This is a genomic window from Streptomyces sp. CA-243310, assembly GCF_050936775.1.
In the GTDB taxonomy this organism is placed as follows: Bacteria; Actinomycetota; Actinomycetes; order Streptomycetales; family Streptomycetaceae; genus Streptomyces.
This window is the reverse complement of record NZ_JBNJMF010000002.1, coordinates 52,528-72,300: the sequence shown is the minus strand read 5'-3', so window position 1 is coordinate 72,300 and position 19,773 is coordinate 52,528. Positions and strand designations below refer to the sequence as shown.

The window sequence follows — 19,773 nt, the reverse complement described above, 5'->3', positions numbered from 1 at the left end:
AGCCCGAGGCCCCGCCCCGCGACAGCCTCCGCTCACCGGTCCGGCACAGCATCGATACCGGCACCGCCACCGACACAGAGAAGGAACCTCGCCATGACGATGCCCGCCGCCCAGGCCGTCTCGGCCGACAACGCCGCGACACGGTCGCGCACACACCACTGGGCAGCGCCCACTTCAGGCGAGTACGGCGGCCATCGCTCCGGCCTGGAAGTACTGCGACTCATGCTGGAGGGGCGGATCCCCCAGCCGTCAATCGGAAGCACCCTCGGATTCAGGCTCGTCGACGCCACCCCCGGCCACGTCGCCTTCGAGGGCGAGCCAGGGGAGCACCTGCTCAACCCGATGGGCGCCGTCCACGGCGGCTTTCTGGCCGCCCTGCTCGATTCAGCCCTGGGCGGCGCGGTCATGGCAGCCCTTCCAGCCGACCGCGCCTACACCGAAGCCCCGGCCGCTCCTAGCCCCGATCCGACGGCCGGAGCCGGAACGCCTGACAGGTCGTCCGCCGCTTCCGCACGATCCGTCGGGCAAGAGTGGCGGCAGCTCGAGGAACGGCAAGCGCTCCAAGACCATCGTCACGGACGCCGGCCCGGTTGAGATCGAGGTGCTGCGGGACCGTGCGGGCGCCTTCGAGCCGAAGATCGTCAAGAGGCGTCGGCGCCAACTGGCCGGCTTCGACGAGATGGTGCTGTTGCTCTCGGCGAAGGCTCAGACCCGCGGAGAGATCTCCGCCCATCCGGCCGAGGTCCATGGATGGCGCTGAGGTCACCACGACATCCTCGGCTTGTGGGCCGGTGGCGAGGGAGGCGAGGGAGGCGAGGGCGCCGAGTACCGGCTTGTCCGTGACCTCCGGCGACTCGGGTGTCAGGCTGGCGACCCCACTCTCTGGTCCTGACTGGTGCCTGGTGAGGGAGCTTCGGGCGGAGACGTCATCGACTGCGCAATGAGATCCGATGATTCCATGAGGGCCGCACTGCCAGTTGGCGGAAAGTGGCTCTCTTGCTGGAACGTTAAGAAGAGCGTCGTGCAACCTCTAGTCGATACATCGGATCTATTGCGCACTCGGCTCCTGGAACGGCGCCCCATGACGAGCCGCGGCTCCGTTCCTGAGGAGGCATGAGAGATGAGACGACCCTTCTGGAACCCGGCACGGACCGGCTTACTGGCAGCCGCCCTGGTGGCCGCGACATTGATCCCGGTCAGCCCACCCGGGGCCTCGGCCGCGACGACACCCGACCCGAACACCCTGTGGTACGCGCAGCCCGCGTCGGGCTGGGAGGCGGAGGCCCTTCCGATCGGCAACGGATCCCTCGGCGCCATGGTCTTCGGCGGCGTGGGATCCGAGCAACTGCAGTTCAACGAGAAGACACTGTGGACGGGCGGCCCCGGCTCGCCCGGCTACAACCACGGCAACTGGACCTCACCTCGGCCGAACGCGCTCAACGAGGTCGTCGACCGGATCAACACCACCGGCAAGGCCGATCCGGACTGGGTGGCCGGCAAGCTCGGCCAGTCCAGGAGCGGATACGGCGCGCACCAGACCTTCGGTGATCTGCGCCTGGACATGGCCGACGCGGACCCCGGCTACTCCGGCTACCGCCGGTCGCTCGACATCTCCAACGCCCTCGCGAAGGTCAGGTACACCAGCGCCGGTGTCGTGTACGACCGGGAGTACTTCGCCGGCTACCCGGGGAACGTGGTGGCGGGTCGGCTGGGCGCCAACAAGGCCGGGAAGGTCTCCTTCACCCTGCGGTACACGTCCCCGCGCAACGACTTCACCACCACCGCCAACGGCGGTCGGCTGACGATCCGCGGCGAACTCGCAGACAACGGGCTGGCGTTCGAGTCGCAGGTCCGGATCGCCACCGACGGCGGAACGGTGACCAGCAGCAACGGCCAGGTCAAGGTCAGCGGAGCCGACAGCGCGGTGTTCGTGATGAGCGCCGCCACCTACTACGCCCAGTCCTCCCCGACCTATCGAGGGCCGGACCCCCATGCGAAGGTGACGGCCGCCGTCGACGCGGCCGTCACCCGCTCGTACACCGATCTGAAGGCGTCTCACATCGCGGACCATCGCGCACTGTTCGACCGGGTACGACTCGACGTCGGCGGGGTGATGCCCGACAGTCCGACCAACCAGCTCCTGGCCGGTTACACCACGGGAACCTCTCCGGCCGACCGGGCTCTGGAGACCTTGTTCTATCAGTACGGCAGGTACCTGCTCATCGCCTCGTCGCGGCCCGGGTCCCTGCCGGCGAACCTGCAGGGCGTGTGGAACAACTCCGCCACACCGCCGTGGAGCGGCGACTACCACACGAACATCAACCTCCAGATGAACTACTGGCAGGCCGCTCAGGCCAACCTGGCCGAAACCGCCGAGCCGTTCACCGCGTTCGTCGAGGACCTCAAGCAGGCGGGCACGTCCAGTGCCACCCAGATGTTCGGCTCCCTGGGCTGGGTGGTGCACAACGAGACCAACCCCTTCGGGTTCACAGGAGTCCACGACTGGTCCACCGCCTTCTGGTTCCCCGAGGCCAACGGATGGCTCGCCTCCCAGGTCTACGACCTGTACCGGTTCAACCAGGACAAGGCCTACCTCCGCGACCGGGCGTATCCGCTGCTCAAGGGCGCGGCAGAGTTCTGGCTGGCGAACCTTCGGACGGACCCCCGTGGCGGCAGGCTCGTCGTGACCCCGAGCTATTCGCCCGAGCACGGCGACTTCACCTCCGGCGGTGCCATGGCCCAGCAGATCGTCCAAGGCCTGCTCACCGACACCCTGGCAGCGGCCGAGGAGCTGCATACCGACACCGACCTGCAGGGTCAGCTCACCGCCGCTCTCGGCAGGCTCGACCCGGGTCTGCGGGTCGGCTCCTGGGGTCAGCTCCAGGAGTGGAAGGCCGATCTGGACGACCCGAGCGACACCCACCGGCACGTCTCCCATCTGTACGCGCTCCACCCGGGCCACCAGATCTCGCCCGACAGCGACCCGCAGTTCACCGCGGCCGCCAGGGTCTCGTTGAACGCCCGTGGTGATGGGGGCACCGGCTGGTCCAAGGCATGGAAGATCAACTTCTGGGCGCGACTGCTCGACGGGGACCACGCCCACAAGCTGCTCACCGAGCAGCTCAAGAACAGCACGCTGTCCAATCTGTTCGACACCCACCCTCCGTTCCAGATCGACGGCAACTTCGGTGCCTCCTCCGGGATGACGGAGATGCTCGTCCAGAGCCAGAACGGCGAGATCCGCATGCTGCCCGCACTGCCCTCCACGTGGGCCTCGGGCTCGGTCACCGGCCTCAAGGCCCGCGGAGACGTGACCGTTGGCGCCGTCTGGCAGGCCGACAAGAGCGCGAAGTTCACCCTCATGCCCGGGAACAGCGGGCCGCTCACCGTCCGCAGCTCCCTGTTCACCGGCTCCTACAGTCTGGTGGACACCACGACCGGGCAGGCGCAGAAGGCCACCCGCAGCGGCGACCGGATGACGTTTACCGCGGTCGCCGGTCACACGTACCGGGCCACGGGCACGTTGGCAGTGGTCCCGCAGAGCGGCAGCACGTACACACTGACGAGCCCGTCCAGCGGCAAGGCGGCCGACGTCCGGGACGGCTCCACCGCCGACGGCGCGGCGGTGATCCAGTACGCGCCGGGCGGCGCGGCCAACCAGAAGTGGAAGCTTGCCGACGCCGGGAACGGCGCTTTCACGCTGGCCGCCGCGCACAGCGGCAAGTGCCTCGAAGTGCCGAGCGACGCGATCGGCACCGAGGGTACCGGCGTCCGGCAGTGGAGCTGTGGGGCGGGTGACCAGCAGCAGTGGCGCTTCGAGCCCGCCGGGCAGGACACGTACCGGCTGGTCTCGGTGGCCGGTGGCGGGTGCCTGGACGTCCCGGGCGCTTCAACCGCCGACGGCGCCCAACTGATCCAGTGGACGTGCAGCACCACGGCCGCCAACCAGAAGTGGAGACTCACCCGAGTCGGCTGACTCACCCAGGTCGGTCGACCCCGAGGCGGGTTCACGGGCCCGAGTCGGTCGTCCACCCGGGTCGGCTGATTCAGCTGATTCATCTGGCCCTCCCGGCGCTGCCCATTGGGCGGCGCCGGGACCCGTCGGTCACCGCCACGGGAGCCCCTCGCGCCTGTCGTATGCGATGCATGCGGCCGGGTGGAGCCGTGTCGGCCGCCGGTACGGGGGAGGAGAGGTCGAAGAGCGGCGCGACCTTGCCGGTCGCGCCGCTTCGACAGCGGTGCACGGCCCCCGGCCGCCGGAGTCACTCCTGCTTCTCGCCGGAGGCGAAGCGGGAGATGATCAGCGCGACGATGATGATCGCGCCGTTGAGGAACTGGTTCCACAGTGGTGGCACACCGGCGAGGGTCATGACGTTGACCACGAGCTGGAGGGTGAGCACACCGGTGAGCGCGCCGAACAGCGTGCCGCGGCCACCGTTGAGGCTGACGCCGCCGATGACCGTGGCGGCGAAGACCTGGAAGATCCAGCCGCTGCCCTGGTCGGCGGAGATGGAGCCGTAGTGGCCGGTGTAGAGGATGCCGGCGAAGGCGGCGAGGAGACTGCCGAGGATCAGGACGACCCAGACGATCCGGTCGACGCGAATGCCCGCAGCGCGGGCCGCCTCGGCGTTGCCGCCGATCGCGTAGAGCGCACGCCCGTGGCGCAGCCAGGCGAGAGCGCAGCCGCCGGCCAGGAAGAGCGCCGCGCAGATCCACAGTGCGGCAGGGACGCCGAACCAGCCGGCGCTGCCGAGGTAGCTGAACGAGCGGGGCACGTTGACGATGGACTGGCCCTCGGAAATGGCTATCTGCAAGCCGCGCAACAACGTGAGGCCGCCCAGCGTGACGATGAATCCGTTCAGGCGCAGCTTCAGGATGAGGAACCCGTTGATCGCTCCGATGACTGCTCCGACCAGGAGACAGAGCGGGACGGACATCCATTCCGGGAACAGTCCCAGGCCGTTGAACCGAGCGCCGTGGTCGGGGAGCACCAGCCAGACGGCGACGACGGGGGCGAGGCCGATGGTGGACTCCAGCGAGAGGTCCATCCGGCCGATGATCAGGATCAGGGCCTGCGCCAGCACGAGCAGGCTCAGTTCCGTCGCCTGCTGGCCGACGCCGAGGAGGTTCTCCGAGGTCAGGAACGCGGGCGAGACGATGAAGCCGATGACGCCCAGTACAAGCAGCACGGGAACGAGCGACAGGTCGCGGAACCGTGCCAACTCGAAGCGACGACGCGCCGGTTCGGAGGTGCCGGTCGCTGGCAGCCCGCCCAGCTCAGTGGTGGAGGTCATGCTGTTCCTTCTCGGTCGGGTCGGTCATGCCTTCCATGGCTGCGACCAGCTGTTCGTCACTCCACCCGTGCTCGAACTCGGCGACGACCCGGCCGTGGAACATGGCCATGACCCGGTCGCAGACGCGCAGGTCGTCGAGTTCGTCGGAGACGATCAGGGCGGTCTTCCCCTCGTCGGCGACCCGGCGGACGGTGCCGAGCAGGGATTCCTTGGACTTGATGTCGACGCCGTTCGTGGGTCGTATCGCGACCAGGACGTGCGGTTCGGTGGCGAGGGCGCGGGCGATGACGATCTTCTGCTGATTGCCTCCGGACAGCGCCGCCACGGGGGTGGCCGGTCCGGGGGTCTTGATGTCGAGGTCGCTGATCATGCGTGCGGCGAAGGCCCGGGTCCGGGAGGGCAGCACCACACCGTAGGGGCCCAGCCGGCCGGTGACGGTGAGGGTGGCGTTCTCGGCGACACTGCGCTGCGGGATGAGACCTTGGATGTGCCGGTCCTCGGGGACGAAACCGATACCGGCAGCGAGCGCGGCGGGGACCTGTCCGGTGCGTACCGTGCGGCCCGCCACGGTGATCGTGCCGCTGTCGGGCCGCCGCAGACCGGCGACGGTCTCGCCGAGCTGCACGTTGCCGCTGGCGGCGGCGCCGGCGAGTCCCACCACCTCGCCGGCCCGTGCGGTCAGGGAGACTTCCTGGAACGTGTCCGCCAGGGACAGCCCGGCGACATCGAGCAGCGGTGCTCCCACCGTTCGCTCGCGGCGGCCGACCGACCAGCTGGGCTCGGCTCCTCGGGACCGTTCCCCGGTCATCGCCTCCACCATGGCCTGCTGACCGAGCTCCGCCACGGGGGCGGTGACGATGTGGCGGGCGTCCCGGTAGACGGTGACCGTGCTGCACAGGTCGTAGACCTCCTGCAGGTGGTGCGAGATGAACAGGAAGGCGACGCCCTGCTGCTGGAGTGAGCGCAGCTTGGCGAAGAGCCGGTCGATTCCGCGTGCGTCGAGTTTGGCGGTGGGCTCGTCGAGGATGATGAACCGGGCACCGAAGGACAGCGCCCGGGCTATTTCGACGAACTGGCGCTGTTCGACGCTCAGGTCTTCCGCGCGTGTGGAGGGGGCGACGTCCACACCGTATTCGGCGAGCAGGTCCGTGGCGCGACGGCGCAGCCGCTTCCAGCTGATCGGGCGCAGCGCACTCCCGCTCTGGCGGTCGAGGAACAGGTTCTCGGCGACGGTCAGCGCCGGGATGATCGTGGAGCGCTGGTAGACACAGGCGATCCGGGAGCGCCAGGCGTCGGTGTCACCGAGGGCAGGGGCGGGTTCGCCGCCGAAGCGCAGGCTGCCACTGTCCGGACTCTGCAGGCCGGTGAGGATGGAGACGAGGGTGGATTTGCCGGCCCCGTTACGACCGACCAGGGCGTGCGACTCGCCGGGAGCGACCAGGATGCGGGCGTCCCTGAGCGCCACTGTGGCGCCGAAGCGCTTGCTGATCCCGTCTGCCTCGACGACGGGTCCCCGGATGGGGCTGGGCTCCGCCATGGCGGTGTCTTCCTTTCCTCGAGTGGCGTGAGCGGCGGGCGTGCGGGTGGGGTGACGGATTGACGCCGGCCGCTCACGAGTGATGGGGGTGTGAGGATGTCGCGGCTCCTCAGCCGATGGTGTTGCCCCAGAACGCCTTGTCATCGACGTTGGCCTTGGTGACCAGGGGCGCGGGAAGCTGGTCCTCAAGTCCGTTGGGCAGCTTGACGATGGTGGACTGGTGGTCCGTGGCGCCGGGCTGGAACGTCTTCCCTTCGGTGGCGGCCTTGGCGTAGTACAAGGCGTACTTGGCGTAGAGGTCGGCCGGCTGGGAGACGGTGGCGTCGATCTGCCCCTTGCGTATCGCGTCGAACTCCGCCGGGATGCCGTCGTTGGAGACGATGGCGATGTGTCCGGGCTGTCCGGCGGGCTTGAGCAGCCCCTTCTGTTGCAACAGGGTCAGGGTCGGCTGGAGGAACACGCCTCCGGCCTGTATGTAGATGCCGTTGAGATCCGGGTGTGCGGTGAGGGTGGACTGGAGCTTCGCGGAGGCGATGTCGCCCTTCCAGTCGGTGGGCAGCTCGATCACCTCGATGCCCGGGAACTTGTCCTTCATACAGGCGGCGAACGCCTCGGACCGGTCACGGCCGTTGACGGAGTCCAGGGCTCCCTGCAGCTCGGCGACCTTGCCCTTGCCGCCGAGCTGCTGGCCGAGGAACTCGCACGCCTTGGTGCCGTACGCCTTGTTGTCGGCACGGACCACCATGTACACGTTCCCCTTGTCGGGGCGGGTGTCGATGCTGATCACCGCGATGTGCTTGGCGGCGAGCGTGTCCAGGGTGGAGGCGACCGCGCCGGTGTCCTGCGGCGCCATCACGACGGCCTTCGCACCGGTGCTCTGGAAGACCTGGACGTTGGCGACCAGCTTGGTCACGTCGTTCTGGGAGTTGCTCACCGCCAGGGTGTTCAGCCCGAGCTTCTTCGACTCCTGGTTGATGTACATGGAGTACGAGTTCCAGAAGTCCGAGTCCGCCCGAGGCAAGTCGATGCCGATCGCCGGCTTGCCACCGGAGGCGGCACCGGGACTCTCGCGGTTGCAGCCCGTGGCAAAGCCCGCGACGACGATCACGGTGGCGGCCGTGGCCGCGATTCTGGCGGAGCGAAGACTCATGGTGCTGATCTCCTTGGCTGGGATGCCGGTGCCCGCTCCGGGACGGGAGCGGGCACCGGCCGGCTCGGTCCGGCAGGTCGGAAGAGACCGCGACCCCGTCCCGTGAGCTGATGCGAGGGGAACCGGCCTGCGCTCCCGTCCCCTGGGGAGAGGAGAGGCTCGTGGCCGTGGGGATCCGCATCGGACGCAGAACGGATCTTCCCCGCAGTCATCGGATGGCTTGCGGCAACGAGGACATTACGAGGTCGTAAACCAGCCTGACAAGAGAGGAGGTCGGAGGATTTTGAAAACCAGGGTTCTGGAGAGGTCGCCCCCCATGCCGCAACTGGGTGTCGGTTGGCGCCTTGAACTGTGCTGAGTGCGAGGGGCAGTCATTGCCGCCAACAAACATCGGATGTCTTCTTGTGGTCGTGAGGCTGAGACTCGTATGGTCATGGCACTTCGGATTCATCTGACGTGTTGGCCGCGGGGCCTCGCCCCCCGACGCAGCGACAGGAGACAAAGGCATGAGGCTAGTGCGCATCGGGGCTCCAGGAGCGGAAGTACCCGCGGTCCTCGGCGACGACGGAGTCACGTACGCCATCACCGGGCTGACCGACGACATCGACGGGGCCTTCCTCGCCTCCGGCGGAATCGAGAGGGTCCGGCAGGCCATGACCGAGGGCGCCCTGCCGCCCCTCAACGCGACCGGCCGGCGTATCGGCGCTCCCGTCGCCCGGCCCGGCAAGGTCGTCTGTGTCGGCCTCAACTACCGCGACCACGCGGAGGAGACCGGCGCGGCCGTCCCGGAGCGGCCGGTCGTCTTCATGAAGGACCCCTCCACCGTGGTCGGCCCGTACGACGAGGTCCTGATCCCGCGCGGTTCGGCGAAGACCGACTGGGAGGTCGAGCTTGCCGTCGTCATCGGGCGCGAGGCGCGCTATGTGGGAAGCCCCGCCGAGGCGCTGGAGTACATCGCCGGCTGCGCGATCAGCAACGACGTCTCCGAGCGCGAGTTCCAGCTCGAGTACTCCGCCCAATGGGACCTCGGCAAGTCCTGCGAGACCTTCAATCCGCTGGGCCCCTGGCTGGTCACCCTCGACGAGGTCGGCGATCCGCAGGCGTTGGGCCTGCGCCTCACCGTCAACGGCGACACACGCCAGAACGGCACCACCAAGAACATGATCTTCGACGTGACGTACCTCGTCTGGTACCTCAGCCAGTACATGGTGCTGCGCCCCGGCGACGTCATCAACACCGGCACCCCCGCCGGCGTGGCCCTGGGCCTGCCCGGCACGCCGTACCTGCGTGACGGCGACACCGTCGAACTGTCCATCGACGGCCTCGGCACCCAGCGCCAGACCTTCAGCAACGCGTGAAAGGCACCGAGTTGTCCGCGAACACCGCACGGATCACCGCCGTCGACACCTACGACATCCGCTTCCCGACCTCGCGGGAGCTCGACGGGTCCGACGCGATGAACCCCGACCCCGACTACTCCGCCGCGTACGTCGTCCTGCGCACCTCCGCGGGCGGCCACGAGGGGCACGGCTTCACGTTCACCATCGGTCGCGGCAACGATGTCCAGGTCGCCGCCATCGACGCGCTGAAGGACCATGTCACGGGCCGGTCGGTCGCCGAGCTGTGCGCCGATCCCGGCCTGCTGTCCCGCGACCTCGTCGGCGACAGCCAACTGCGCTGGCTCGGCCCCGAGAAGGGCGTGATGCACATGGCGATCGGCGCCGTCGTCAACGCCGTCTGGGACCTCGCCGCAAAGCGCGAGGGCAAGCCGCTGTGGCAGCTCCTCGCCGACGCCGACCCCGCATGGCTGGTCTCCCAGATCGATTTCCGTTACATCAGCGACGCCCTGACCCCCGACGAGGCACTCGACCTCCTGCACAAGGGCAAGCACGGTGCCCCCGCACGGGCCACCGACCTCCTGCGGCGCGGCTACCCCGCCTACACGACCTCCCCGGGCTGGCTCGGCTACTCCGACGAGAAGCTCACCCGCCTCGCCCAGCAGGCCGTCGCCGACGGCTTCACCCAGATCAAGCTCAAGGTCGGCGCCGACCTCGACGACGACATCCGCCGCTGCCGCGCCGCCCGTCAGGCCGTCGGACCACACATCCGAGTCGCCATCGACGCCAACCAGCGGTGGAACGTCACCGAAGCGATCGAATGGACCAAGGCCCTCACCGCATTCGACCCGTACTGGATCGAGGAGCCCACCAGCCCCGACGACGTCCTCGGCCACGCCGCCATCAGGCGCGGCGTCCACCCGGTCAAGGTGGCCACCGGCGAGCACGTACAGAACCGCATCGTCTTCAAGCAGCTCCTCCAGGCCGAGGCGATCGACGTCCTGCAGCTGGACTCGGCCCGCGTGGCCGGCGTGAACGAGAACCTCGCCATCCTGCTGCTCGCCGCCAAGTTCGGCGTCCCCGTCTGCCCGCACGCCGGCGGCGTCGGCCTGTGCGAACTCGTCCAGCACCTGTCGATGTTCGACTACGTCGCCCTGTCCGGCACCACCCAGGACCGGGTCATCGAGTACGTCGACCACCTCCACCAGCACTTCCTCGACCCGGTCGTGATCAGCGGCGGCCACTACCGGGCACCCACCACGCCCGGCTTCTCCGCCACCATGGACCCGGCCGCCATCGCCACCTACACCTACCCCGACGGAGCGTTCTGGGCGGCGGACGAGGCGTCCGTCACCGTGCCCGGCAAGGACTCGGAGGACCACGCATGACGACCGAACTCCACGGCCTGACCGCCCTCGTCACCGGAGGCGCCTCCGGCATCGGACTGGCCACCGCCCGGCTGCTCGGCGCCCGGGGAGCGGCCGTCGCCGTCCTCGACCTGGACCCCGCAGGCGCCCCCGCCCCGCTGCACGGCTTCACCGCCGACGTCGCCGACGACAACTCCGTACGCTCCGCCGTGCAGAACGCCGCCGACGCGCTCGGCGGGATCGACATCCTGGTCAACAACGCCGGCATCGGCGCGGCCGGCACCGTCGAGGACAACGCGGACGAGCAGTGGCACCGCGTCCTGGACGTCAACGTCCTCGGCATCGTCCGCACCACCCGCGCCGCCCTGCCCCACCTGCGCCGCTCAGGCGCCGCCTCGGTGGTCAACACCTGCTCCATCGCCGCCACCGCGGGACTCCCGCAGCGTGCCCTGTACTCGGCGAGCAAGGGCGCCGTCCTCTCCCTCACGCTGGCCATGGCCGCCGACCACGTCCGCGAGGGCATCCGGGTCAACTGCGTCAACCCGGGCACCGTCGACACACCGTGGGTCGGCCGTCTCCTCGAAGCGGCCCAGGACCCGGCCGGCGAGCGCGCCGCGCTGAACGGCCGCCAGCCGACCGGCCGTCTCGTCACCGTCGAGGAGGTCGCCTCCGCCATCGCCTACCTTGCCTCCCCTGCCGCCGGCAGTACCACCGGCACCGCGCTCGCCGTCGACGGGGGCATGGCGGGCCTGCGCCTGCGACCGGAGCCCAAGCCGTGACCCTGCGCCAGAGCACCCTCGGACACAGCGCGGTACGCGTCACCGAACTCGCCTTCGGCGCGGCGGGCATCGGCAACCTCTTCACCGCCGTCAGCGACGCCGACGCGGAGCAGGCCGTCCACGCCGCCTGGGAAGCCGGCGTCCGCTTCTTCGACACGGCTCCGCACTACGGCCTCGGGCTGTCCGAACGTCGCCTCGGCGCCGCACTGCGCACCCGGCCCCGACCCGAGTACGTGGTGTCGACCAAGGTCGGCCGCCTCCTCGAACCGACTCCGCAGGCCTCGGGCGGCGACCGCGCCAACGGCTTCGCCGTTCCCGCCACCCACCGTCGACGCTGGGACTTCAGTGCGAGCGGCGTACGCCGCTCGATCGAGGCGAGCCTGGAGCGGCTCGGCCTCGACCGGATCGACGTCGCCTACCTCCACGACCCCGACGACCACGCGGAGCAGGCCCTCACACAGGCCTACCCAGAGCTCGCGCACATGCGCGACGAAGGCATCCTCGGCGCGATCGGCGTCGGCATGAACCAGGCCGGGCTCCTCGCCCGCTTCGTACGCGACACGGACATCGACACCGTGCTGCTGGCCGGTCGCTACACCCTCCTCGACCAGCAGGGACTCACCGAACTGCTGCCCCTCGCGGCCGGGCGCGGCGTCGGCGTCGTCATCGGCGGCGTCTTCAACTCCGGCCTGCTCGCAGACCCGCGCCCCGGTGCCACTTTCGACTATGCGGCCGCACCCATGGACCTGTTGGCACGCGCGCTTGACCTGAAGGCTGCGTGCGAGCGGCACGGGGTCCCGCTCCGTGCCGCCGCCCTGCGCTTCCCGTTCGGACACCCGGCCGTCGCCGCCGTGCTGGTCGGCACCCGCAACGCCACCGAGATCCGCGACGCCGCCGCCATGCTCCGACACCCCGTACCGGACGCACTGTGGACGGAGCTGAAGGAGCACGGCCTGCTCCCCGCCGACCTCCCCACGCCCCGGGAGGCGGGCTGATGCGCATCGCCCTGTTCATCACCTGCTTCAACGACACCATGTTCCCGGGTACCGGCCGTGCCGTGGTGACCGTACTGGAGCGGCTCGGACACAGCGTCGAGTTTCCGCAGGACCAGACCTGCTGCGGACAGATGCACTTCAACACCGGCTACCGCCCCGAGGCCGTCCCGCTGGTCACTCGCTTCGCGCGGACCTTCGCCGAGTACGACGCCGTGGTCACCCCGTCCGCCTCGTGCGCCGGAATGGTCCGCGACAGCCACCCCGTCCTGGCCCGTGACCACGGGTCCGCGCCACTCCAGCGTCAGGTCACCGAACTCGTCCCCAGAGTGCATGAGTTCACCGAGTTCCTTACCGACATCCTCGACGTCACCGACGTCGGAGCGCGCTTTCCGCACCGCGTCACCTACCACCCCACCTGTCACTCCCTGCGCGGACTCCGTCTGGAGGACCGCCCGCTGCGGCTGCTGCGAGCCGTCAAGGACATCGAACTGGTCGACCTCCCCGCCGCCGACTCGTGCTGCGGCTTCGGCGGCACGTTCGCCCTCAAGAACGCCGAGACCTCCGGCGCGATGCTCGCCGACAAGACGCGAGCAGTCCTCGACAGCGGCGCCGAGGTCCTGTGCGCCGCCGACAACTCCTGTCTGATGCACATCGGCGGCGGACTTTCCCGGCAGTGCAGCACCGTACGAACCATGCACCTGGCCGAAATCCTCGCCACCGTCGAAGGAGCGGCGCCATGACCGATCCCGGTGACCGCGGCGTCGTCTGGCTCGGCTCGCCGTCCTTCCCCGACGCCGCCCGCGACGCGCTCGCGAATCCCCGGCTGCGCGCCAACCTGAAGCGGGCGACCGCCACGATCCGCGACAAGCGCCTCGCCGTCGCCGCCGAGCTCGACGACTGGGAAGCACTGCGCGAGTCGGCCGCCGCCATCAAGAAGCGCACCTCGCGTCACCTCGACCGCTACCTTGTGAGCCTGGAGGAATCCATCACGGCGGCGGGCGGCACCGTGCACTGGGCCTCGGACGCCGGTGAGGCCAATCGCATCGTCACGGAGCTCGTACGGGCCACGGGCGAGCGGGAGGTCGTGAAGATCAAGTCGATGGCGACCCAGGAGATCGGCCTCAACGAGCACCTGGCAGAGGCCGGCATTACTGCGTACGAGACCGACCTCGCCGAGCTGATCGTGCAGTTGGGCGACGATCGTCCCTCCCACATCCTCGTCCCCGCGATCCACAAGAACCGGACCGAGATCCGCGACCTGTTCACCGCCGAGATGGGCCACTGGGGGCAGCCGGCGCCCGACGGCCTCGGCGACGACCCGGCCGAGCTCGCCGAAGCGGCCCGACAGCACCTGCGGCGGAAGTTCCTCACCGCGAAGGTCGCGATCTCCGGCGCCAACTTCGCCGTCGCCGACACCGGCACGCTCGTCGTCGTGGAGTCCGAGGGCAACGGTCGGATGTGCCTCACCCTGCCCCAAACCCTCATCACCGTCATGGGCATCGAGAAGGTCGTCCCCACCTGGTCCGACCTCGAAGTCTTCCTCCAACTGTTGCCCCGTTCCTCCACCGGCGAGCGGATGAACCCCTACACCTCCACCTGGACCGGTACCACCGGCGGCGACGGCCCGTCCCGGTTTCACCTGGTACTCCTGGACAACGGCCGCACGGACACCCTCGCCGACGAGGTCGGCCGCCAGGTCCTCGCCTGCATCCGCTGTTCCGCCTGCCTCAACGTCTGCCCGGTCTTCGAACGCACCGGCGGCCACGCCTACGGCACGGTGTACCCCGGACCGATCGGCGCCGTCCTCACCCCGCAGCTGGTCGGAGTGGAGAACGCCTCCACCCTGCCCTTCGCCTCCACTCTGTGCGGGGCCTGTTACGAAGCCTGCCCGGTGAAGATCGACATTCCGGAGGTGCTCGCCCACCTGCGGGCCGAGGTCGTCGAGAGCGAACGGGCCGCCAATCGCCTGCCCACGGCCGAGGCCGCCGCGATGAGGGCCGCCGCCATGGTCCTCGACTCCCCGAGACTGCTCGCCATCGTGCAGAAGGCGGCGAGCCTCGGAGGACGCGCCCTCGCCCGGGACGGGCGCATCGGCCGGCTGCCGGGCCCCCTGGTGGTCCGAAACGCGTGACACCCCCGCCCCGCCCACCGAGTCCTTCCGGACCTGGTGGCGCAAGAACAAGGAGCAGGAAACGGACAACGAAAGGGAAGCAGGGCGATGAGCAGTCGCGAGACCATCCTCGGTCGCATCCGTGCGGCGCTCGCCGACGTACCGGCCGACGAGACCCCGGACGACGTCGCCGTCCCACGCGACTACCGCCGCAGCCACACCGAGCCCGGCGAGGACACCATCGCCCTGTTCTCGGAACGGGTCGCCGACTACCGCGCCACCGTCACCCGCACCCACCCCGGCGGCCTGCCCGAGGCCATCGCCACCGCCCTCACCGCGCGCGGCGCCGCACACCTGGCGCTGCCGGACGGCTTCCCCGCCGAGACGCTTCCGCCCGGCACCTGGCAGTGGCATCCGGCACCACTCGACGTCCCGACCCTGGACACCCTGGACGGAACGATCACCCTCGCCGCTGCCGGCATCGCCGTCACCGGCACGATCGTGCTCGACACCGGACCCGGCCAGGGCAGGCGAGCCCTCACCCTCGTCCCCGACTACCACCTATGCGTCATCCGCGCCGAACAGATCGCCGACGACGTGCCCGACGCTCTCGCACGTCTCGATCCGACCCGGCCGCTGACTTTCGTCTCCGGCCCGTCCGCCACCAGCGACATCGAACTGGACAGAGTGGAGGGCGTGCACGGCCCTCGCACCCTGGAAGTCATCATCGTCGACCCGGAGCAGCCATGAGGATCGCCCTGCACACCCGAGTCCACGCGGACCGGATCGACGCATACGAGGTCGCCCACCGCGCGGTCCCCGCCGAACTCGCCGCCGCCATCCGGGCCGCCGGAGTGCGCTCCTGGACCATCTGGCGCAGCCATCGCGAGCTGTTCCACGTCCTGGAGTGCGAGGACTACGCCCGCCTGCTCGCCGAGCTGAAACACCTGCCCGTCAACATCGCCTGGCAGACGCGGATGGCCGACCTCCTCGACGTCGTCCACGACTACTCCGAGGCAGGTTCCGCCGCCGGACTCCCGGTGGTGTGGGACCTGTGACCGCCCGCCGGATCATCGACGCGCACCACCACGTCTGGGACCTGACGGTTCGCCCACAGCCCTGGATCACCGGCGAGGCCCTGGCCCCACTGGCCCGAACCTTCTCCGCAGACGAACTCACCGCCGAGGCACGGGCCGTCGGCGTCGTCGGCACCATCCTCGTACAGACCGTCTGCCTGCCGGAGGAGACCCCGGAGATGCTGGCCCTCGCGGCCGGCAGCGACCTCATCGCCGGCGTCGTCGGCTGGGTCGACCTTTCCGCCCCGGACGTCGCCGGCACGATCGCCGCCCTGCGCGAGCGGCTCGGCGGGGACCGCCTCGTCGGCATCCGCCACCAGGTCCAGGAGGAGCCCGACGCGAACTGGCTGCTCCGTCCCGACGTGCAACGAGGCCTGACCGCCGTGTCCGCCGCCGGTCTCGCTTACGACCTCGTCGTCACGCCACGCCAGATCGCCGCGGCGGTCACCGCAGCCGCCAGGCTCACCGGCCTGACCTTCGTCCTCGACCACCTCGGCAAGCCTCCGCTCGCCACCGGCGCGCTCGCCCCCTGGTCTGACGACCTGCGGCGACTTGCAGCCCTGCCGAACACGGTGTGCAAACTCTCCGGCCTGGTCACCGAAGCCGCCCCCGGCACATGGAGGATCGAGGACCTCAAACCGTACGCCGACACCGTCCTGGCCGCTTTCGGCCCGCATCGTCTGCTGTTCGGCTCCGACTGGCCGGTGTGCACCCTGCAGGCCGACTACGCGACGGTCGTACGGACGGCCGAGGTACTCACGGACTCGCTCGTCCCGGGAGAACAGGACGCGGTGTTCCGCCGCAACGCGATCCGCGTCTACGGACTGCGAGGCCACCAGCCGCGTCCGCCCGCGGCGCACTCTCACTGACGGACGCGCGATCGGGGCCTGCCGACCGCGGTCGAGGGCACCTCAGCGCGCGCCGGGCGCAGACTATGCTGCACAGACCAGAGCCACAGGAGGCGTAGCAGTGCCAGTCACCGACGAGGCGATCGAGAAGATCAAGGCCATGATCGTCAGCGGTGAACTCCGCCCCGGCTCGAAGCTCCCCCGGGAAGCCGACCTCGCGGAACGACTGGGGCTGTCGCGCAACTCCCTGCGCGAGGCGGTCAAAGCGCTCTCGCTCATCCGCGTACTCGACGTACGCCAGGGCGACGGCACCTACGTGACCAGCCTGGAGCCCCACCTGCTCCTGGACGCCCTCGGCTTCGTCGTCGACTTCCACCAGGACGACACCGTCCTGGAGTTCCTTGAGGTCCGCCGCATCCTGGAACCCGCCGCCGCGGCCATGGCTGCCCGGGTCATGTCCGACGAGGACATCGTCGCCCTCGGCGGCGTACTGGAAGGCCTGCGCGAAGACGCCACCCTGGAAGAGCTGATCGACAACGACCTCGCCTTCCACCACGGCATCGCCGTAGGCTCGGGCAACACGGTGCTCTGCTCGTTGGTCGAAGGGCTGTCTGGCCCGACCGCGCGAGCACGCGTGTGGCGCGGGCTGACTGAGGAGGGCGCCGTCGAACGCACCCGCCAGCAGCACCGCGCCATCTTCGAGGCCATCGCCGGCCGCCGCCCCGACCTCGCCCACGCCTGGGCGACCGTCCATGTCGCGGGAGTTGAGCAGTGGCTGAGGGACACGCTCGCCGAGCCCGGCTCCCCACTGGGCTGACCTGCCCGAGGGCCTTCCGCGGTTGCGGTGGCGACACAGCATGAGCTGTGTACGGCGATGCCGCTCGCACGAAATAGGGGCCGTGTCGGGACGGATCCGAATCCGTCCCGACACGGTCACCCTGCGTGCGCATCCGCCGGTTGCGCCACCGTGCCCTGACCTCGCCCTCCGGCTCGGTGGTCCGGTCTCGGCTCGACGACGCCGTCACGCCCCGTGCGTCTTGTCGGACGCCGTACACCCTGCGCAGCGCTGGGTGTCGCACGCAGACTCCTCGCCGAGCGAAGGGCAGAGTCGCGGCCTTCATGACCCCTGCCTCCTGCTGCCGACCGCTCCTGACGCGGGGCGGCCGCATCCCCCGCCTCCTCGCGCAGACAGCCACCCGACACCACGGGCTGTCGGGTGGCTGCTGTCACGACTGCCGCACCTGCTGTGCGTGCGGCCTGAGCCGGTGGGGGCCGGCACCGTGGTTGCGGGCGCGCGCGTGAGCTTCTCGGCCGAGGCTTTCGTTTTCGGCTGAGAAGGAGGATCGTCGGAAGAGCCCCGTATGCGCCGGCCCTCGCATCCAGGGCCCCTCCGGGGGCGCCGTCGGCGGCACCGCCACCAGCACGGGAGGCACGCCATGCGCAAGGTCATGGACTGCAGGGAGCAGCCCAGTGAATCGCACTGCACGTTGACGATCGCGGGCGAGGAGGAAGAAGTCCTGCGGGCAGCGACTTCGCACGCCGTCGCAGTGCACGGTCATGAGGACACTCCGGAATTTCGCGCCTCGATGCGAGGTTTTCTGAAGGACGAGGTGCCCCAGCACACCTGAGCACAGCTCGCCACCGGGCAGCCCATGGGGTGGACTGGCCTGAAGGGGGCGGCTGCCCCCGGCAGGCCGGCTTGGATCTCGGCCGGACCATCCGGGCGCGGAGCACGACGCGGGGTGCGGGGCGGCGTGACGAATCCGTTCGAGTCGCCCGTACGTGGCGGCTACTTGATGAGGGCGTTGGCCGCGATGACGGTCAGGCCGATCGTGGCGTCCGCCAGTCCGATGAGGAGCGCGGAGCGGATGCGATGGCCGACTCGGGCTGCCACGAAGGCGCCCCAGCCGAAGAGCAGGGCCGTGTTCAGCCCCAGCCCCACGGCCGTCACCGTGTAGGAATCCCAGTCAGCGATTCCGGCGGCGACCAGGAGCAGGACAGTGGGGAGGACGGCCACGACCATCGGCCACTCGTTCCACAGGGCATGGGAAAGCAGCCGCCATCGGTGACCAGCGCCCCCTTCGTGGTGGGTGGCCATGTGGTGGGAGTAACCGTGCGCGAGGCCGGCAGCGACCGCGGTCACCAGCACCCAGCTGGCGTCGTAGAAGGGGGTGTAGTCCTGGCCCGTCTGGTCCAGTGCGGCGAGCAGGGCGCTGGCCAGCACCGTTCCGTAAACCCCACCGAACATCCAGTCGGCGCTCCGGCGGGGCGCGGGCGGTGGTGCAATGCCGGAGACGGGTTGCGGGCGCTGTTGCTGGGTCACGCGAGATCCTTTGTCACGCTATGGGCTGGTTGGTTCGGTCGCCACCTTAGCGAGATCCCTTGTGAGGGCGCGATCAGTACCTGATGCTCAGCCGGGCGATGCCTGCCGAGCGCAGCCGCATCACAGCACGAAGGCGCCCGGGTGAGGTTCGGCCATCTTCCCCGAGAAGTTCCTGTGCTCGGGCACAAACTCGGGCACAAACACGTCCAGTCGTCGAGGCTCCCTCCCCGCCGGCCAGGGCGCACGAGCGCGGCCGGCGGGGAGAGCTCTCGGTTGCCCCCTCTGGGCCCCTTGGGCCGGTCGTGCGAGATGCGGACAGGTCGAAGAGTCCGTCGAGGTCAGCTGCCGTCCCGCGTGTTCGACAACTCGAGGGTCGTGAAGGTGATGTTCTCGAACACCGCCCGGCAGTCGGCACCGGTCGGTGACTGGGAGAGGAAGCCCACCTCCACCGGGCGGTCGATCGCCACTCCGAGGCTGCACACTCGGACAAGCTGCCAGGTTCGACCGTCGTGCGAGCTGTGCAGCGCGAAAGCATGTCGCATTCGGGAAACACGGAGGCAGACCCTGTTCCCGGGGACGTGCCAGGAGTTCGCGTCGTCCGACACGCCACGGGTCACGACGGAGACGACACTTCCCCGGTGGGCCGGAGAGAACTCGAAACAGAGCTTGAGCCACGTGGACGGGTCCACCCACACCACCAGGACGCCCGCATCGAACCGGTCCCGAAAGTCCACGGTCACCCGCGCGGCCAGTTGGAAGGGCCCCTCCACCTCCCCGGTCAGTCGCGTCAGGTCCGCCGCCGCCTCGCCAGGCGCAGCAGTGCAATCGAGGAAGAGATCGCTCATCGCCGCCGACACGATCTCAAGTGCCTCGCCGTCGGTGCTCCACCGAGCCCCGGATGGACCGCGTGGCATCAGCTTGAATGGCAACGCGGACATACGCACTGGCTTCATCAGG

The 19,773-nt window shown here is 69.6% G+C and carries 17 protein-coding genes and 2 pseudogenes; 14 read left to right on the top strand and 5 right to left on the bottom strand.

The window, feature by feature from the left end:
* The first annotated feature begins 93 nt into the window (after positions 1-93).
* The 3 genes and pseudogenes from ACQEVM_RS17845 (at position 94) to ACQEVM_RS17835 (ending at position 3,976) form a co-directional block, all read left to right on the top strand.
* Positions 94-594, top strand: coding sequence for a PaaI family thioesterase (locus ACQEVM_RS17845; protein ID WP_433080177.1), 501 nt, complete (start codon positions 94-96; stop codon positions 592-594).
* A pseudogene (locus tag ACQEVM_RS17840) lies at positions 512-751 on the top strand (transposase); the annotation flags it as partial. The gene ACQEVM_RS17845 and the pseudogene ACQEVM_RS17840, both read left to right, overlap by 83 nt.
* Before the next feature lie 369 nt (positions 752-1,120).
* Positions 1,121-3,976 (top strand): glycosyl hydrolase family 95 catalytic domain-containing protein, encoded by a 2,856-nt coding sequence (locus ACQEVM_RS17835; protein WP_433080175.1) that lies wholly within the window; start codon positions 1,121-1,123, stop codon positions 3,974-3,976.
* A gap of 286 nt (positions 3,977-4,262) precedes the next feature.
* Here ACQEVM_RS17835 and ACQEVM_RS17830 read toward each other — a convergent pair whose 3' ends face one another.
* The 3 genes from ACQEVM_RS17830 to ACQEVM_RS17820 all read right to left on the bottom strand — a co-directional run bounded on the left by ACQEVM_RS17830 (position 4,263) and on the right by ACQEVM_RS17820 (position 7,981).
* Positions 4,263-5,294, bottom strand: a complete 1,032-nt coding sequence (locus ACQEVM_RS17830; RefSeq protein WP_433080173.1) for an ABC transporter permease — start codon at positions 5,292-5,294, stop codon at positions 4,263-4,265.
* Positions 5,278-6,831 (bottom strand): sugar ABC transporter ATP-binding protein, encoded by a 1,554-nt coding sequence (locus tag ACQEVM_RS17825; protein WP_433080171.1) that lies wholly within the window; start codon positions 6,829-6,831, stop codon positions 5,278-5,280. The genes ACQEVM_RS17830 and ACQEVM_RS17825 overlap by 17 nt, the downstream gene beginning before the upstream one ends.
* 109 nt (positions 6,832-6,940) lie before the next feature.
* Positions 6,941-7,981, bottom strand: a complete 1,041-nt coding sequence (locus ACQEVM_RS17820) for a sugar ABC transporter substrate-binding protein (RefSeq protein WP_433080169.1) — start codon at positions 7,979-7,981, stop codon at positions 6,941-6,943.
* Positions 7,982-8,487: 506 nt separating this feature from the next.
* Between ACQEVM_RS17820 and ACQEVM_RS17815 the strand changes: the two genes are divergently transcribed.
* The 11 genes and pseudogenes from ACQEVM_RS17815 (at position 8,488) to ACQEVM_RS17765 (ending at position 18,121) form a co-directional block, all read left to right on the top strand.
* Positions 8,488-9,339: a fumarylacetoacetate hydrolase family protein gene (locus tag ACQEVM_RS17815; RefSeq protein ID WP_433080167.1), complete on the top strand. Its 852-nt coding sequence runs from the start codon at positions 8,488-8,490 to the stop codon at positions 9,337-9,339.
* 11 nt (positions 9,340-9,350) lie between these two features.
* Positions 9,351-10,706 carry an L-fuconate dehydratase gene (locus ACQEVM_RS17810; protein ID WP_433085239.1) on the top strand — a complete coding sequence of 452 codons (1,356 nt, stop codon included), beginning with the start codon at positions 9,351-9,353 and terminating at the stop codon, positions 10,704-10,706.
* On the top strand, positions 10,703-11,464 hold the full coding sequence (locus ACQEVM_RS17805) for an SDR family NAD(P)-dependent oxidoreductase (protein WP_433080165.1): 762 nt from the start codon (positions 10,703-10,705) through the stop codon (positions 11,462-11,464). The genes ACQEVM_RS17810 and ACQEVM_RS17805 overlap by 4 nt, the downstream gene beginning before the upstream one ends.
* A 2-nt stretch (positions 11,465-11,466) precedes the next feature.
* The gene (locus tag ACQEVM_RS17800; RefSeq protein WP_433085237.1) at positions 11,467-12,459 is read left to right on the top strand and encodes an aldo/keto reductase; all 993 of its coding nucleotides are present in this window, start codon (positions 11,467-11,469) and stop codon (positions 12,457-12,459) included.
* Positions 12,459-13,199 (top strand): (Fe-S)-binding protein, encoded by a 741-nt coding sequence (locus ACQEVM_RS17795; protein ID WP_433080163.1) that lies wholly within the window; start codon positions 12,459-12,461, stop codon positions 13,197-13,199. Before ACQEVM_RS17800 ends, ACQEVM_RS17795 begins: the two co-directional genes overlap by 1 nt.
* Positions 13,196-14,681, top strand: a pseudogene (locus ACQEVM_RS17790) (lactate utilization protein B). The gene ACQEVM_RS17795 and the pseudogene ACQEVM_RS17790 overlap by 4 nt, the downstream one beginning before the upstream one ends.
* Positions 14,678-15,319, top strand: a complete 642-nt coding sequence (locus ACQEVM_RS17785; RefSeq protein ID WP_433080161.1) for a LutC/YkgG family protein — start codon at positions 14,678-14,680, stop codon at positions 15,317-15,319. Before ACQEVM_RS17790 ends, ACQEVM_RS17785 begins: the two are co-directional and overlap by 4 nt.
* Positions 15,316-15,627 (top strand): L-rhamnose mutarotase, encoded by a 312-nt coding sequence (locus ACQEVM_RS17780; RefSeq protein WP_433080159.1) that lies wholly within the window; start codon positions 15,316-15,318, stop codon positions 15,625-15,627. Before ACQEVM_RS17785 ends, ACQEVM_RS17780 begins: the two co-directional genes overlap by 4 nt.
* Complete coding sequence (locus tag ACQEVM_RS17775; RefSeq protein WP_433085235.1) at positions 15,624-16,514, top strand: amidohydrolase family protein; 891 nt, start codon at positions 15,624-15,626, stop codon at positions 16,512-16,514. The genes ACQEVM_RS17780 and ACQEVM_RS17775 overlap by 4 nt, the downstream gene beginning before the upstream one ends.
* Positions 16,515-16,614: 100 nt before the next feature.
* On the top strand, positions 16,615-17,310 hold the full coding sequence (locus tag ACQEVM_RS17770; RefSeq protein WP_433080157.1) for a FadR/GntR family transcriptional regulator: 696 nt from the start codon (positions 16,615-16,617) through the stop codon (positions 17,308-17,310).
* Positions 17,311-17,929: 619 nt separating this feature from the next.
* Positions 17,930-18,121, top strand: a complete 192-nt coding sequence (locus tag ACQEVM_RS17765) for a DUF1059 domain-containing protein (RefSeq protein WP_433080155.1) — start codon at positions 17,930-17,932, stop codon at positions 18,119-18,121.
* A gap of 161 nt (positions 18,122-18,282) precedes the next feature.
* Here ACQEVM_RS17765 and ACQEVM_RS17760 read toward each other — a convergent pair whose 3' ends face one another.
* Complete coding sequence (locus ACQEVM_RS17760) at positions 18,283-18,816, bottom strand: hypothetical protein (protein ID WP_433080153.1); 534 nt, start codon at positions 18,814-18,816, stop codon at positions 18,283-18,285.
* A gap of 338 nt (positions 18,817-19,154) precedes the next feature.
* On the bottom strand, positions 19,155-19,769 hold the full coding sequence (locus ACQEVM_RS17755; RefSeq protein ID WP_433080151.1) for a DUF1349 domain-containing protein: 615 nt from the start codon (positions 19,767-19,769) through the stop codon (positions 19,155-19,157).
* Positions 19,770-19,773: the final 4 nt, after the last annotated feature.